Genomic DNA, 14986 nt, shown 5'->3' with positions numbered 1-14986 from the left:
TAGTGCCTGGATTTTGCAGGCAAGGTTAAAAAAATAACGGGGCTAACAAACCCCGTTATTCAATACTTACACAGTTTTTAATATAGTGCCTTTCACACCGATTAAATCTCCATTAAGAACATCACCGGCAATTTCCCAGCGTATGATATCATCTCTACGTAATCCTTCCATAGCAAATTCCACGCGACGTTCATTTCTCACCAATTTTTTTAAACTTTCTTGAGATGAATATTTAGCTCTGTCTACTGCAGGCATATTTGCTCTTAACCGTACTTTATCTATGGCTTCATATAGTTCATTGTCTATTTGTCCTAACTCTACCTTCGCTTCAGCAATGGTTAAAAGCACTTCGGCATATCTAAAAATATAAATATCATTACCCATATTCCAATACGGTGAACCTGGATCTAAATCCATAAAAGTTGTATACTTTTTAAAATTATAACCAGTTTTAGAAGCATTGTCGGCTGTGTTGTAGTAGTCATTACTGCCTTCTTCTACAGATAGGTACAACTGGTTTGCAAAAACCTGACCTGGATAAACAATCGTTGCTCTCAATCTTGGATCCCTGTTTTTATATGGATTGGAGGGATCATACTCTCCTGTTTCCCTGGCTTCTTCGATGGTTTTCCCGTCAGCCATTTCAAAGGCATCTACTAATGATTGTGTAGGAACGACTGAAGACCAGCCCCCAAGTCCGTTGGGTAAAAACGGAGTAAAATCCATAGCATAAAAGTCTGCAGTGTGCTGTACCGATAAAATCACTTCGCTGTTTTGTTCATTTGCCGGATCAAAAAGACCTTCAAAAGTTGGGTTTAATGAATAGCCAGATATCTCTTTAGCAGTTGTCAAAGCTTTGCTGTACTCTTTAAAGTAGAGGTAATATCTCATAAGCAATGCTTGAGCTGCGCCCTTTGTAGCTTTACCATATTCTCCTCCGGGATAAGATTCTGGGAGTACTCCAATTACATCCTTTAATTCGTCTTCAATAAATTTGCGGATGATCTCCTGGGAATCTCGTGGAACTTTAGCTTCTTCGGGAGTAGCAAAGTTTTCGGTAATCAAAGGTGCATCGCCATAATTCGTAGTAAGTACATAGTAAATATATGCTCTAATAAAACGTACCTGAGCTTTATAAATGGCCCTTTTTTCTTCTGAGACCTCAGTTGCTTTATCTACATTTTCAAGAAATTCATTACTTCGGTTTATGGTGCCAAAATTATAATATGAAGCCCCCGAGTCTGCTGCAGAAAGATTTCCATTACCTATGTTGGTCCAGCCTTCCCATGGGAAATTATTATATGCGTTATCTGAGCCTGCATCACGGTACATCAGGGAACCTCCACTTTCAAATCCATTATATATTCCCGTGAGTGCAAGCTCTAAATCTTTTTCATTTTTCCAGAAAGTGGAAGGGGAGAGAGCGTCATTTGGTGCTGTTTCTAAAAATGAATCTGTTGTCTTCAGCAAATCTGGAGGAAGCATCAGCGCGTACATTAGCCTCAAGTAAGTAACGTCCATCAAAATCATAATTTATTCGGCCAAACCATGATACCATATTTAACTCTCTTGTATAGCCTGAGTTCTTCATGCCATTGGTAGACCCTGCATCTAAATTGGGAAGTTCGGTACTTGGGAAGTTTTCACGATAGGCGGTAGTTCTTTTATAATCAAAAGATTCGGCATGATAACCAGCTAATACCGCTACATTATGTACTTCATTTAGCGTACTAAGATAATTGGCTGTTAAATCTAATGTGTTTCGTGTGCTCGAGCTTAAATCTTCAAGTAATTTTGTAGGCCCGTGATATTTCGAAGGGTTGTATTGAATCTCTTTATTCATTTCTGAATTATCAGATTCAACATTTCTATGAGAAACTAACGCTTTTACATTAAGGCCTTTCATTAAATCAACTTGAACTGATCCAATACCTACAAATGTTTTTCTAAGGTAATCTATTTGTGGGCCCATTTCCAGCCAGGCTATTGGGTTACCATCTGAAATTGTACCGTAAGTTCCATCTTCATTTTTATAAGGAATCCAGGGGGCAATTCTATTAGCTTGTCTTATTATTTGGTCTATACCACCTCCTACATACGCATTATTTGGTTGTTCACGATCCATCTGAGTGTAAGATAGATTCATATTTGTAGTAAGCCATTTCTTGGGGGTAAGAGTTAAATTAAGCCTCCCGTTATATTCGTTCTTTCCAGTATGTTTAATTATACCTTCTTGTTTTTGATGATTTATTGATGCCCGATATCTAGTGAAATCTGAACCTCCGGATATTCCAAAGTTATTGGTTATTACAAATCCTGAGCCTTGATAGAGCAGGTCTTGCCAATCTGTATCTAAATGTCCGAAAGGATCTGAACCATTACGGAATAATTCCAAATCTTCTTCACTGAATTTTGCTGCTTTTCCGCTATTTTCTAACGCTTCATTGTAAAGTGTGGCGTAATCATAAGATCCTAAATAGTCTGGAAGTTTAGTTGGAGACTGCCAGCCAATGTCACTCGAAAAATTGACAGTGGGCTCACCATATTTTCCGGTTTTTGTAGTTATTAAAATCACTCCATTAGCAGCTTTTGACCCGTAAATAGCCGCTGAGGCTGCGTCTTTTAATACCGAAATACTCGCAATATCATTGCTTTGTACATCATTTAAGGAGCCTTCCACCCCATCGATCAAAACCATTGGGGAGGCTGGTTTAAGGTGCCTGTTCCACGAATTCTTATAGTCCCGCCATCAGCTCCTGGCATTCCTGAAGATTGCCTTACAGAGACTCCAGGCAGAAGACCCGAAAGGCCTGCAGAAACGCTCGTTATAGCTCTGCTTTCAAGCATATCTCCGTCTACAGAAGCAACAGATCCGGTAAGATTTACCTTTTTCTGGGTGCCATAACCCACCACTACAACTTCATCTAAAGCAGCGGCACTTTGCTGGAGCGCGATATCGATTTTGCTTTTGTTGTTAATATTAATTTCCTGAGTGGTGTAGCCTAAGTATGAAATTACTAAAGTTGCGTGAGCTGGAGCCTCAAGTACAAAATTCCCGTCAAAATCGGTCATGGTGCCATTAGTAGTACCTTTTTCAATGATGTTGACACCTGGAATGGGGATTCCTGAATCATTGTCTACGACTTTTCCGCTTACTTCTACTGTAGTTTGTCCCAACATAATGATGGAGAAAAGTAGAAAATAAGTGGTTATTACGATTTTTTTCATAAGTCTGGTAGGGTTGTTTTTGGTTAGTTTTAAGAAGTTCAACAGAAATTAAATAGTAAACGAAAGAATTTATTCTTCGATAACTTCTGATAAGTTATGTTTTGCGTATTAATTCCAAATAAAATATTAATGTATTTATGGAATTATGAATGTTTTGCTGTTTGTGAATGTATATTTTGTAACGTATGCCTTATGATATAGGGATTTTGCCTCAATTTTGAAGAATTTTTTTTAAAATTGTAAAATTGGAGGTGTATATAAATTAATTCAAATTCGGAAGTATTAATTAGCTAAATAATAGCTAAACGAATGTTTCTAATTTCCGAAATATTTCATTGTATTTTGTAAAGACAAATTTTTTCATAGGTTTACTTGAACATTTAAATTGTCAACTTCATCACCCATCTTAAAACAAAATTTGTGAATATACACACCCAACAGGAAATTACAGGGCAGCCCGAAATATGGCGGTTAACCTTTGAGTTGATTCAGCAGAGATCGGAGGAAATAAATGAATATTTACAGCCAATTTTGGCAAAAAAGGAATTGCAGATCCTCCTGGCTGGTGCCGGGGGGAATAAAGTTTCTTTGACTTCCGCTTTACATCCTTAAAAGAGGAACTTTTTAGTTATTGTTAAGTTGTTTTTCTATCCAATTCAAAATATAATCTAATATTTTATCGTTTGCCATATCCAAACTTTGAAATGTGATGAAGAGTTTATTCTCATCTTTTTTAAACCGCTTCAACTTTAACTTGGTCAACCATAGATTTTTGTATGATCTAAAATATGTTAGTTGTGAATAATTCCGATAATGATAAGTATCATTTTGAATTTCCAGATGCTCAGATAAGGAAGATAAAATAAATTGATTTTCATTTCTAAACCTGTGCTGGATGTTTTCCCTTAATACAGAATTTTGTTTAAAAAAGTTTACAAGAGTTGACTTTCTAACACTAACCGGTGTGTGGAAACGTCTCACATACTTATCCATTTGAGCTAATCTGGCGCTATTTTGTTGTAATCTCTTAAACCCCGTATTTTTCTTCTTTATGGGAATGTTCAAAAGATTTAAAACAGCATGGTATTTTTTTCTTAATATCCTGTTCTCATTAAACTGTTGCCATTCACCTCTTATAATGGGTTCTCCATCAATAAAAAAATCACCTACTGATGTTTCTTTCATTATGAAAGTGTCATCATTGAAAATAATAAAGTGCTCCGATAAGTTGGGTATATTAAATAACATAGAGATAATGGAGCACGAGTTGAAAGTGGGTAGATATTCTTCAAAACCCCTAAAAATAACTTTGTGATCAACAAGTTCAAGGTTTACTCCATTCTTTAGAGCAAGTGATTGCAGGGAATCAAAGGACTCAGGCGACTGATTATCGGTTACCAGGAAAATATTCTTAATAAAAGGAGCAAATTTAATTATCGATTTTATTGCAATGTTTATTTCTCCAATTGAATTATATCTTTTAAGGTGGTTTTTAGAAGAGAAATTAATTTTAAATTTAGAATAATTATTAATCTTTTCCTGCCAATTTCTATCATTTCCATTCACCCAGGTGATAACGGCATCAACTTGAATATTTTCTACAGGTTTTGTCATTCAGTAAGAGTTTAATCAGAGATTTTTATTTCAGGAAGTTAATTTTGAGAAATAAATAATACCAAAATTATGGATAATCTTTATAGATCAGGGTTATAGGTATACTAAAATCATGAAAATCAAAATAATAGTAAAAAAAGTATAATTAGTTGGTGTTATTTAATGGTTGGGGGTCTCCGATATGTTTTAAGTGGAAAATAACTAAGCTTTCTTCGTTCTTTAAATTTCCTTACAAGGTTCCAGGGCTTCGGCTTAAGTTCTGTTTTGTCTGCGTGAAGAAATTCCAGGCAGGCATCAATTAGTCTTTTGCTAGACATTCCATCTTTATATGGATGCACACTCTGATTAAATTCCTTGATGTTTTCCAGAAGCTGTACTTGTGGGTCGAGAGCTTCGGTAAGAGCAACTTCCACATCCCTTACTTCAGTAACATTAATGAGCTGTGGTCCGGGTTTAGAATTTCTAAAGGTAACCACCGGTTTTTCCTGCAGTAAGAACTCTGTAATGACCGAGGTAGAATCTGCAAGCAACACATCTGCTTCCTTAAAGAGAGGAATTAGGTTAGTGGTTTCATAATAGGTGAGATTTTCATTCTGAATTTTCCGAAATTTATTAACGATTTCTTCAGGTAATTTTGGATGTAGTACTACCTTAAACTCCCATTCTCCCCTTTTTGAAAGTCGCGTAATTTCTTTGACTACATCATCATTATAGGCGAGGCTAAGTCGTTCGGTAAATGTTGAGGCAACCAGAATACACGGTTTTTCCCTGGGTTCATCATGTACAGGAAAAAGAGGATCCAGTTTGGGCCAACCTGTCTCGCGTACCTCGAAGTGTTTATGTTTTTTTTGCAGTTCTAAAAATATTTGAGTGGTTGAAGGCCCGTGTGTACAGTAAAGATCAAAAAAACCTCTTATCCTAAAATGTCCTTTTTTAAAGTTTCTTTTGCTGGTTTCAAAGCCATGAAACACCTGAACTTTTAGTCCTGGAATAAAATCGGCAATGGTATTAGTGATACTTAGAACCACGTGAGGTTGATAATCAATAACCTCTTTAATGTTATCAAGTGCTTGTTTTTCACTGCTGATTTTTTCTCGGGTCTCTTCCCGGTCGGCAAACCATTTTACCTCATATCCACGTGCTAAAATTTCTTTCTCCAGTGGCTCTCCAATGGGAAATGCGTATGAATAGCTAATGTAGATTAGGAAGCGATAATTCATAGGTCGAGGTTTTTAAGAAAGGATTCCAGCTTTGGTTGTATTAATTCGGGTCTAAACACTTTATAGTATTTCAGGTTTTTTGCCCTAATTTTCTTTTCTTTTTTATTCTGAAAAAGGCTGGGCTCATAATCTTCCAGATGAACAGAAACTTTATCTCTGTCATCACAGTAAATTCCCCAGTAATTCTTTTTTATAGAAGGGGAATGTATAGAAAAAGTAGGGACTGCCAGTGCTTTGGCAATATTAGCTGCTCCACCTTCATTTCCTATGAAAATATCACAGTTGGCACAATTTGAAATATAATCTGCCAGTTCCCTGGCGTATAGCTTGAAAAAAATCCTGGACCTGGTGGTTTCAGAGCATAGGTTATAGATACCAATAGCTTCTTTTTCCTGTGATGGAGAATAATTAAATAAAATCTGACTATCCTTTACCTGGTTTGCCACGGTATCGAGAAGTTTGGACATATAAGCAGGAGGATAGCTCTTGTTGCCGGAGCTTCCTAAAATCCCACACATAATAAGAGGATTACTATGACAAATTCCGCCTTGTTCAAGATGAGTAGCAGCTTTTTCTTTCTGAAGCTTTTCCAGGTATATTTTGGGACGGGCATGCATAGGAAAATCAGTATGAAAGGCCTGTAAAAACTGCATTCTGTTTTCTATAGCCAGCCCGGCACAGGTAGACGGGTTTTTTATATTCTGAAAGGTTTGGGAGTAAAAAGGACTGGTATATTTCTTATGATAACTCAGCCTGCTGATGGCTCCCGATAATAAGGAAATTATTCCCGTACTTATCTTGGAATATATATCGATGACATGGGTGTATTCTTCTTGCCTGATGCGATCTACAAACTGTAGAAACTTTAAGGGGTTCTTATTAAGCCCCGAATTATAAATAATGAATTTGTCAATATAAGGATTGTTCTCAACAACCGGTAAGGTGTGAGGCTGAATGAGGTAATGAAGTTCTGCTTTTGGGAACTTCTTGTGAAGGGCTTCAAATAAGATTGAGGATGTAAGTACATCCCCAATCATTTTTTGCTGTATGATCAATACCTTCATTTAACTAATCCCTCCACAGGAGAGAATTCCTTTACTGACACAGACCGAATATGTTCTTTCCACCAGAATGAAAAAGTGAGCTATACAGCCACATTGTGTTCTCTTAGTGCATCGTTAAGAGAAGTTTTTTTGTTGGTGCTTTCTTTTCTTTTCCCAATGATCAGGGCACATGGCACCTGGTATTCTCCGGCAGGGAACTTTTTAGTGTAGCTTCCGGGTATTACCACCGAACGGGCAGGTACAATACCTTTCATCTCAACAGGTTCATCGCCGGTAACATCAATAATTTTTGTAGAGGCGGTAAGAACTACATTGGCACCCAAAACAGCTTCTTTTTCGACCTTTACACCTTCAACCACGATACTTCTGGATCCTAAAAAGGCATTATCTTCGATGATTACCGGGGCGGCCTGTAATGGTTCCAGAACACCTCCAATACCAACCCCGCCACTCAAATGTACGTTCTTTCCAATCTGGGCGCAGCTGCCTACTGTTGCCCAGGTGTCAACCATAGTGCCTTCATCAACATAGGCTCCAATATTCACATAGCTTGGCATCATGATCACACCGCTTGAAATGTATGCTCCATGGCGGGCTACTGCGTTTGGCACCACGCGTATCCCTTTTTCCTTGTATCCTTTTTTAAGGGGGATTTTATCGTGATATTCAAAGATACCTGCTTCTAAAGTCTCCATCTTCTGAATAGGGAAATACAGCACAACAGCTTTCTTTACCCATTCGTTTACCTGCCATCCTTCGGCTGTGGGTTCGGCAACACGTAGTTTCCCGTTGTCCAAAAGTTCAATTACCTCTCTTATGGCGTTGGTGGTTTCAGATGTATTTAGAAGTTCCCTGTCGTCCCAGGCTTTTTCTATGATGTCTTTTAAATGTTCCATGCTCAGTATTTTTCCTGTTTTAAATCATTTGCACAATCCAGAATCAAATTCCGGTAGAAATATCTGTCAAAAATGGCATTTTTGAAAGATTTTTTTGTGCCGGCTTTTAGCGGTGCGAAGGTAATACATTTAACTTGAATTAGCCGAAGCCTTTAGCTGTGTGGCGGGTATTGACTTGTTTTTGGGTTCTCGAATTAAGACGTATCTTTGCAGCTGAATTATGGGAAGGATACTCGCACTTGATTATGGTACCAAACGCACGGGGGTTGCCGTTTCTGATGAGCTAAAGATTATAGCCTCGGGACTCACCACTGTTCCCACATCTGAACTTTTAATTTTTCTGAAAAAATATTTTTCCGAAGAAAATGTTGAGCTTGTTTTGCTGGGTGAACCAAAACAAATGGACAGTACGGCCTCGCAAAGCGAAGTTAATATCCAGGAATTCCTGAAGAAGTTCAGGGAAATTTTTCCCGAAATGAAGCTCGAAAGAGTAGACGAACGTTTTACCTCCAAAATGGCTTTCCAGTCAATGATTGACAGCGGACTCAAAAAGAAGCAAAGGCAAAACAAAGCCCTTGTAGACGAAATAAGCGCGACAATTATTTTGCAAAGCTACCTTTATAAATGATTAAGGGGTAAGGAATAAGGAATAAGAATTAATTTAGAGTTGATATGGAAAGAGACCTTAGAAAACGTTCTAATAATTTTGCACATAAATGTGTTAAACTGGCTCTTTCTTTTCCTAAAGGAGTTCTGCAGGATCATGTACAGAAGCAATTGATAAGGGCATCAACCTCTGTGGCTGCAAATTATCGTGCAGCCAATCTGGGACAAACAAAACGATCTTTTATTTCTAAATTAAGTATAGTAATAGAAGAAGCTGACGAGTGTATTTTTTGGATTGAATTTCTCGTAGAGGAGAATATTCTAACGGAAGGAACATATGAGCCTGTTTTAGAAGAGGCAAGGCAATTGACTGCAATTTTTATTGCTTCGAGAAAGACCGCTGTTAAGTCGCAGGAGAGATCCTGAGGCACAGAAAAACGATAGAGTTACATTATACAATATACATTATACCTTAGACAATAACATGATACTTCCAATAACCGCTTACGGAGATCCGGTGTTAAGAAAGAAAGCGAAAGATATTTCTGCCGATTATCCTAAACTAAAAGAATTGATTGAGAACATGTGGGAGACAATGTACGGCGCCTATGGCGTAGGGTTGGCTGCACCACAGGTGGGGCTTCCTATTCGTATATTTATGATAGATACTTCTCCGTTTGCCGAAGATGAAGATCTTTCTGAAGAAGAGAGAAAAGAACTGGCTTCTCTTAAAAAAGTATTCATCAATGCAAAAATTCTTGAAGAAAAAGGAGATGAATGGGCTTTTAATGAAGGTTGTCTCAGCATTCCTGATGTTAGGGAAGATGTCTTTAGAAAACCTGAGATAACTATCGAGTATTTTGATGAAGATTTTAATAAGCACACCGAAAGCTATAAAGGGCTTGCTGCGCGTGTGATTCAGCATGAATACGATCATATCGAAGGAATCCTGTTCACAGATAAGCTAAGTAGTCTCAAAAAGAGGCTTATAAAAGGCAAATTGACCAATATCTCTAAAGGGAAGATACAGGTAGATTACCGCATGAAGTTTCCTGAATTAAAAAAAGGCCGTTAATTATTTTTGTTTTCTAGGCAGGAGGTAAGATATTTGCGATCCAAAATTTAAATAAATATGAAGTTAGATAAAGTGTTATCAATTTCGGGAAAACCGGGATTGTATGAACTTAAGGCTCAAACCCGGGGCGGATTTGTAGCCGAATCTATGTTAGACGGAAAAAAGATCTCTGTGAACATGCGCCACAATGTGAGCCTTCTCAGTGAGATTGCCATATATACCTACAGCGAAGAAGTGCCTCTACGTGAGGTATTTCAGAAGATCTATGATAAAGAAAATGGGGGAGAGGCTATAAGTCATAAAGAATCTAAGGCCAAACTGGAAGAATACTTCAGCGAAGTGCTGCCCGATTATGACGAAGACCGCGTTTATATTAGCGATATTAAGAAGATCATTCAGTGGTATAACCTGTTGGTGAGCAAAGGGATTACAGACTTTTCTAAAGGAGACGAAAATGCTTCCGAAGAAAGCTCAGAAACCGAAAAGACTCCAAAAGATACAGGCGGCGAAGAAGAATAGCCGCAACAATAAATTTCTTTTAAACCAACTGATTTCAGTTGGTTTTTTCTTTGGTTAAAACTTACTTTTCCTTCTTTAAAGATCACATCATGAATTCACGACAAGAACAGCTTAAAGCTTTTGACCGCTTACTCACCATAATGGACGAGCTACGGGAACAATGCCCCTGGGATAAAAAGCAAACCTTACAAAGCCTGCGGCACCTCACTATTGAAGAGACATACGAGTTGGGAGATGCAATTCTCGACAATGATTTGCAGGAGGTAAAAAAGGAGCTGGGTGATCTTTTACTGCACATTGTATTTTATGCAAAAATAGGAAGCGAGACTAACGATTTTGATATTGCCGATGTGGCCAACAGCATTTGTGAGAAATTAATAAGCCGACACCCTCATATCTACAGCGATACAAAAGTAAATAACGAGGAAGATGTTAAACGCAACTGGGAACAGCTGAAGTTAAAAGAGGGCAAAAAAAGCGTTTTAGAAGGGGTTCCCGCGTCTTTACCGGCACTTGTGAAGGCAAGTCGCATTCAGGATAAAGTGGCGGGTGTAGGCTTTGACTGGGAAGAACCGCAGCAGGTATTCGAAAAGTTACAGGAAGAACTGGAGGAACTGCAGCACGAGATTAATTCTGAAGATCAGCAGAAAATAGAAGAGGAGTTTGGCGACGTGATGTTCAGCATGATCAATTACGCCCGATTCTTAAAGGTTAATCCTGAAGATGCACTGGAGCGAACCAACAAGAAGTTTATTAAGAGATTTCAGTATCTCGAAGCCAAAGCAAAAGAACAGGATAAGAGCCTTAAGGATATGACGCTGGCCGAAATGGATGTCTACTGGGAAGAAGCGAAGAGAATCTAGGCTTTGCGATTGAATATTTTATAATGATTATTGAATATTCAATAATTTCGACACTATCCCGTAAAGTGTGTAAGTTTTAAATAAAGGGGTTTGACTTTTTATCTAAAGTTGAACCCTTTCTTCGTATATAGTCAAGAACTGATTGAGGACGATTCCCCAATTTCTAATGGGCATAGACCATTTTTTGGTTGCTTCCCTCAGAGCCAAATATACAGATTTCATTACAGCATCATCGGTTGGGAAGGATAATTTGTTTTTAGTGTACTTTCTGATCTTACCATTCAGGTTCTCAATAAGATTGGTGGTGTAAATGATTCGCCTGATCTCCAGCGGGAACTCATAAAAGACGGTAAGGTCTTCCCAGTTGTCCCTCCAGCTTTTTATCGCATAAGAATACTTAGAGTTCCATTGGGTGGCAAAATCTTCCAAGGCAGCTTCTGCGGCTTGTTTGGTAGGTGCATCGTATATCAACTTCATATCCCTGGTAAAGGCTTTTTTATCTTTCCAAACTACATACCTACAGGCGTTTCTGATCTGGTGAACCACACAGATTTGAGTTTTAGACTGTGGAAAAACATTCTTAATGGTATCCGTAAATCCATTGAGATTATCAGTGGCAGTGATTAAAATGTCCTCAACTCCCCGGGCTTTCATATCGGTCAATACGCTCATCCAGAAGGCGGCAGATTCATTCTTTCCTAACCAAAGGCCAAGAACTTCCTTTTTACCATCTCTTCTAAGGCCTACAGCTATGTAAATGGTTTTGTTGACTACCTTAGAGTCCTCTCGAACCTTGAATACGATTCCGTCCATCCAAACGATCAGATACACAGGCTCTAAAGGACGATTTTGCCAGGCTACGATATCATTGCTGATTCTGTCTGTAATTCTGGATATAGTAGAAGTAGAGACATCAAAACCATACACCTCAGAGATTTGCTCCTCAATATCGCTATTGCTCATTCCCTTTGCATATAGTGATACAATAACATTTTCAATCCCGTCCACCATGTTTTTTCGTTTGGGAACGATCATGGGATTAAAAGAGCCATCACGGTCGCGGGGAACCTTTATAGTGTCTTCACCGTAAGAGCTGCGAACCTTTTTCTGAGAATAACCGTTCCTGGTATTTCCAGATCCAGACTTTTGGTTCTTGTCGTAATCCAGATGGCCATCAAGTTCACCTTCAAGTATTTTCTCCAATCCTCGTTTTTGAAGTTGCTTGAGAAAGCTGCTAAGTTCTTCTCCGGATTTAAACTGTTTTAAAAACTCATCATCGAATAGATCTTCTTTTTTCATCAATGTGTAAATATTAGTGCCTGGATTTTGCAGGCAAGGTTAAAAAAATAACGGGGCTAACAAACCCCGTTATTCAATACTTACACAGTTTTTAATATAGTGCCATAATTTCCAATAAAAAACCCCTCAAAAATGTCATTTTTAAGGGGTTTTTTATGTTTCCGGTAAAGAATTTTATTCGTCGTAAAGAGACTTTACTTTCTCAAGCTTTTCTTTCCAGATCTTAAGCTGCTCCTTGTGATTCTGGATGTTCTTGTGAACTTCCTGTACCAACGGATTCTTATCATCAACGTTAGAGAAGAACTGCAGGTTGTTTTCCAGCTGCCTTATTTCGGCTTTTGTTTCCTCGATCTTCTTTGTAAGGAAGTAATGCTCGTTGTTTAGCTTTCTTGAATCATCAGAATTTTCGAGGGCCTGGACTTTATTCTCGTACTTGAGCATTTCGCTCTGTTTCTTATCTAAATCCAGCTTATCAAAAGCCTGGTCAAGGGCTTTGTTGAACTTCCCTTCAATGTAACGTTTGCTGTGTGGCACCCGGCCCAGTTTCTTCCACTCTTCAATAAAGTTTTTGATGGTGGGAAGATCTTTTTTGCGATCGCCGCTAAGCTCAATATTCTTTAGCTTTTCAAGCAGGTCTTTCTTTTGATCAAAAGCTTCATTTTCTTCTTTGTTCTCCTCATTTCTGGAAGCGTGAAGCCTGTCAAAATAGTGATTACAGGCAGCTTTGAATTTTTTCCAGATCTTATCACTGTCTTTACGGGGAACATGGCCAATATTCTTCCAATCGGTCTGGATTTTTTTCATAAGCGGCGTGGTGACTTTAAAGTCCTCGCTGTCTTTATGTTCTTCGGCAATCCTTACCAGTTCCTGCTTTTTCTCAAGATTGTCGTATTGTTCTTTTTTCTGGTTTTTGTAAAAAGAGTTCTTGTTGCGGTTAAAACTGCGTACAGCCTCTTTGAACTTCTTCCAGGTCTCGTCGTTCACGTGTCGCGGCACCTTTCCTGCATTGAAGAATGCTTCCCTTAGGGCTTCAACTTCAGTAATCTTCTGTTGCCATTGTTTGTGCGACGTATATTTTTCCGAAGCAATACCTTTGATTTGATCAATGATTTGCTGCTTCTTCTCAAGGTTTTTCTCAAAATCCTTTTCCAGCTGCGCAAAATACTCCTGTCTCTTGTCATGAATCTGCTTGGTGGCATCGCTGAATTTTTGCCAGATATCTTCCCTGTACTCTTTCTCTACGGGGCCAAGATCTTCTTTCCACATTTTGTGCAGCATTTGTAGCTCCCTAAAAGCACGGTTGGTATCGGGCTCTTGTGTAAGCTCTTCGGCCCGGGTAATGATCTTTAATTTCTGCTCAAGGTTGTGCTTGAAATCAAGATCTCTAAACTCGCGGTTAAGGTGCAGAAAGTCGTAAAAGTTCTCAACGTGGTGGTGATAGGTATTCCAAACCGTGTTGTATTTATCGCGAGGGATTGATCCTGCCGTTTTCCAACGGTCCTGCAAATCTTTAAAATGTTTGTAAGTAGTGTTGATATTCTCTTCAACATCAATCAAACCCTTTAATTCTTCAATGATCTCCAGCCTTTTTTCCAGGTTTTTGTTAAGATCCTGCTTAAGTTGCTGGTAATGTTTATTTCTTTTTTCCTTGTAGTCAAAATACAGGGAATTAAAACGCTTTTTTAAAGGGGTAGAGTAGTGGAAGTCAATAATATTCCCGCCATCGGCAAGAAATTCTTCTTTCTTCTCTTCAATTTCCTCGTCTTGTTTGGCATTAAACTCAGCCCGTATTTCTTCAACGTGCTCTTTAATTGCCTGTACTTTTTCGTTTTTGAGGAGTTTTTCCAGCTCATCGGCAAGGGCTTCCTTGCTCATGGCATGGTAATCTTTCTTTTCTATGCCATGACGCTCGGCAGTGGCTTCGTCTTCGCTGTCTTCAGCAACGGCATCATCCATTTCGCTTTGAGCATCTTTGGGTGCCTTTTGCTGCTGTTCGTCGTCTTTAGTGTCGTCATTTTCTTCGGAAGAATCTTCAACTTTCTCTTCGGAAGTTTCCGGACTTGAGGTGTCAAAAAAGGGATTTTTAACTTCCGTTTTTTCTTCGGAAGTTTTCCCGGTATTATCTTCTGCATTGGCCGAAGGCTCTTCATCTTCATGATCGCTTTCTAAAGCCGATTCGGGCGAGGTAACTGGCTCAAGACCTTTTTTATCCTCGGTCGATTTGGCTTCATCTACCATAGCATCTTCAATATCTTTGCTTTCCTTTTCTTCTGAAGGTTGTGCAGTATCAGCAGCTTTATTGGGAGTTGGCGTAGTTGTTTCTTTTTTCTGAGAAGCCGGCTGCTCTTCCCCCTCATCATCACTTTCCAAAAACGATTCGGTAGAGGAGCCGGGTTCGGCATTCCTTCTATCTTCACTCGCTTTCGACTCGTCTACCATAGCATCTGCAATGGAATCTCGCTCCTCTTTCTCTTCGGAAGCTTTTTCAGCATTTTTTTCTGTCTTTTCGGCTCCGGTTTGGGCCTGGGAATTCAGGTCTTTGTTTTGATTTTCCTGTTGTTCCTGGTTTGACAGTTTTTCTTTCTCAGACATATCTTTCAAT

Annotated in this window: 15 protein-coding genes; 6 read left to right on the top strand and 9 right to left on the bottom strand. The window is 38.7% G+C overall.

The window, feature by feature from the left end:
* Positions 1-66 precede the first annotated feature (66 nt).
* Genes V5739_RS00905 through V5739_RS00895 form a run of 3 tightly spaced genes read right to left on the bottom strand, consistent with a single transcriptional unit; the run spans position 67 to position 3228 of the window.
* The gene (locus V5739_RS00905; RefSeq protein ID WP_423819285.1) at positions 67-1521 is read right to left on the bottom strand and encodes a RagB/SusD family nutrient uptake outer membrane protein; all 1455 of its coding nucleotides are present in this window, start codon (positions 1519-1521) and stop codon (positions 67-69) included.
* Complete coding sequence (locus tag V5739_RS00900) at positions 1427-2698, bottom strand: TonB-dependent receptor plug domain-containing protein (RefSeq protein WP_423819284.1); 1272 nt, start codon at positions 2696-2698, stop codon at positions 1427-1429. Before V5739_RS00900 ends, V5739_RS00905 begins: the two co-directional genes overlap by 95 nt.
* Entirely contained in the window at positions 2689-3228 is a 540-nt protein-coding gene (locus V5739_RS00895) for a carboxypeptidase-like regulatory domain-containing protein (protein WP_423819283.1), read from the bottom strand. Before V5739_RS00895 ends, V5739_RS00900 begins: the two co-directional genes overlap by 10 nt.
* A gap of 420 nt (positions 3229-3648) precedes the next feature.
* Between V5739_RS00895 and V5739_RS00890 the strand changes: the two genes are divergently transcribed.
* On the top strand, positions 3649-3840 hold the full coding sequence (locus V5739_RS00890; RefSeq protein ID WP_423819282.1) for a hypothetical protein: 192 nt from the start codon (positions 3649-3651) through the stop codon (positions 3838-3840).
* Between the two features lie 12 nt (positions 3841-3852).
* Here the strand turns inward: V5739_RS00890 and V5739_RS00885 are convergent, their stop codons facing one another.
* The 4 genes from V5739_RS00885 to V5739_RS00870 form a co-directional block, all read right to left on the bottom strand.
* Positions 3853-4842: a Stealth CR1 domain-containing protein gene (locus V5739_RS00885; RefSeq protein ID WP_423819281.1), complete on the bottom strand. Its 990-nt coding sequence runs from the start codon at positions 4840-4842 to the stop codon at positions 3853-3855.
* 155 nt (positions 4843-4997) lie between these two features.
* Entirely contained in the window at positions 4998-6062 is a 1065-nt protein-coding gene (locus V5739_RS00880; RefSeq protein ID WP_423819280.1) for a UDP-N-acetylglucosamine 2-epimerase, read from the bottom strand.
* The gene (locus tag V5739_RS00875) at positions 6059-7117 is read right to left on the bottom strand and encodes a glycosyltransferase family 9 protein (RefSeq protein WP_423819279.1); all 1059 of its coding nucleotides are present in this window, start codon (positions 7115-7117) and stop codon (positions 6059-6061) included. The genes V5739_RS00880 and V5739_RS00875 overlap by 4 nt, the downstream gene beginning before the upstream one ends.
* Positions 7118-7206: 89 nt before the next feature.
* Positions 7207-8022, bottom strand: coding sequence for a 2,3,4,5-tetrahydropyridine-2,6-dicarboxylate N-succinyltransferase (locus V5739_RS00870; protein WP_423819278.1), 816 nt, complete (start codon positions 8020-8022; stop codon positions 7207-7209).
* 220 nt (positions 8023-8242) lie between these two features.
* On the opposite strand from V5739_RS00870, the gene ruvX reads away from it, so the two are divergent.
* The 5 genes from ruvX to mazG all read left to right on the top strand — a co-directional run bounded on the left by ruvX (position 8243) and on the right by mazG (position 11085).
* A complete protein-coding gene (ruvX, locus tag V5739_RS00865) occupies positions 8243-8650 on the top strand; it encodes a Holliday junction resolvase RuvX (protein ID WP_423819277.1) in 408 nt (135 codons plus the stop codon).
* A 44-nt stretch (positions 8651-8694) separates the two neighbouring features.
* Positions 8695-9054 carry a four helix bundle protein gene (locus tag V5739_RS00860; RefSeq protein WP_423819276.1) on the top strand — a complete coding sequence of 120 codons (360 nt, stop codon included), beginning with the start codon at positions 8695-8697 and terminating at the stop codon, positions 9052-9054.
* 58 nt (positions 9055-9112) lie between these two features.
* Positions 9113-9703 (top strand): peptide deformylase, encoded by a 591-nt coding sequence (gene def / locus V5739_RS00855; RefSeq protein ID WP_423819275.1) that lies wholly within the window; start codon positions 9113-9115, stop codon positions 9701-9703.
* Between the two features lie 57 nt (positions 9704-9760).
* On the top strand, positions 9761-10222 hold the full coding sequence (locus V5739_RS00850; protein ID WP_423819274.1) for a DUF5606 domain-containing protein: 462 nt from the start codon (positions 9761-9763) through the stop codon (positions 10220-10222).
* Between the two features lie 89 nt (positions 10223-10311).
* On the top strand, positions 10312-11085 hold the full coding sequence (gene mazG, locus V5739_RS00845) for a nucleoside triphosphate pyrophosphohydrolase (RefSeq protein ID WP_423819273.1): 774 nt from the start codon (positions 10312-10314) through the stop codon (positions 11083-11085).
* A 102-nt stretch (positions 11086-11187) separates the two neighbouring features.
* On the opposite strand, the gene V5739_RS00840 is transcribed toward mazG, so the two are convergent.
* Together V5739_RS00840 and V5739_RS00835 are read right to left on the bottom strand one after the other, a co-directional pair.
* On the bottom strand, positions 11188-12384 hold the full coding sequence (locus V5739_RS00840) for an IS256 family transposase (RefSeq protein ID WP_423817920.1): 1197 nt from the start codon (positions 12382-12384) through the stop codon (positions 11188-11190).
* A 174-nt stretch (positions 12385-12558) separates the two neighbouring features.
* A complete protein-coding gene (locus V5739_RS00835; RefSeq protein ID WP_423819272.1) occupies positions 12559-14976 on the bottom strand; it encodes a DUF349 domain-containing protein in 2418 nt (805 codons plus the stop codon).
* Positions 14977-14986: the final 10 nt, after the last annotated feature.

Origin of the sequence: Salinimicrobium sp. TIG7-5_MAKvit (genome assembly GCF_049569215.1) — a bacterium.
Taxonomy (GTDB): Bacteria; Bacteroidota; Bacteroidia; order Flavobacteriales; family Flavobacteriaceae; genus Salinimicrobium; species Salinimicrobium profundisediminis.
The sequence above is the reverse complement of the archived record's forward strand: the minus strand, read 5'-3'. Positions and strand labels throughout refer to the sequence as shown.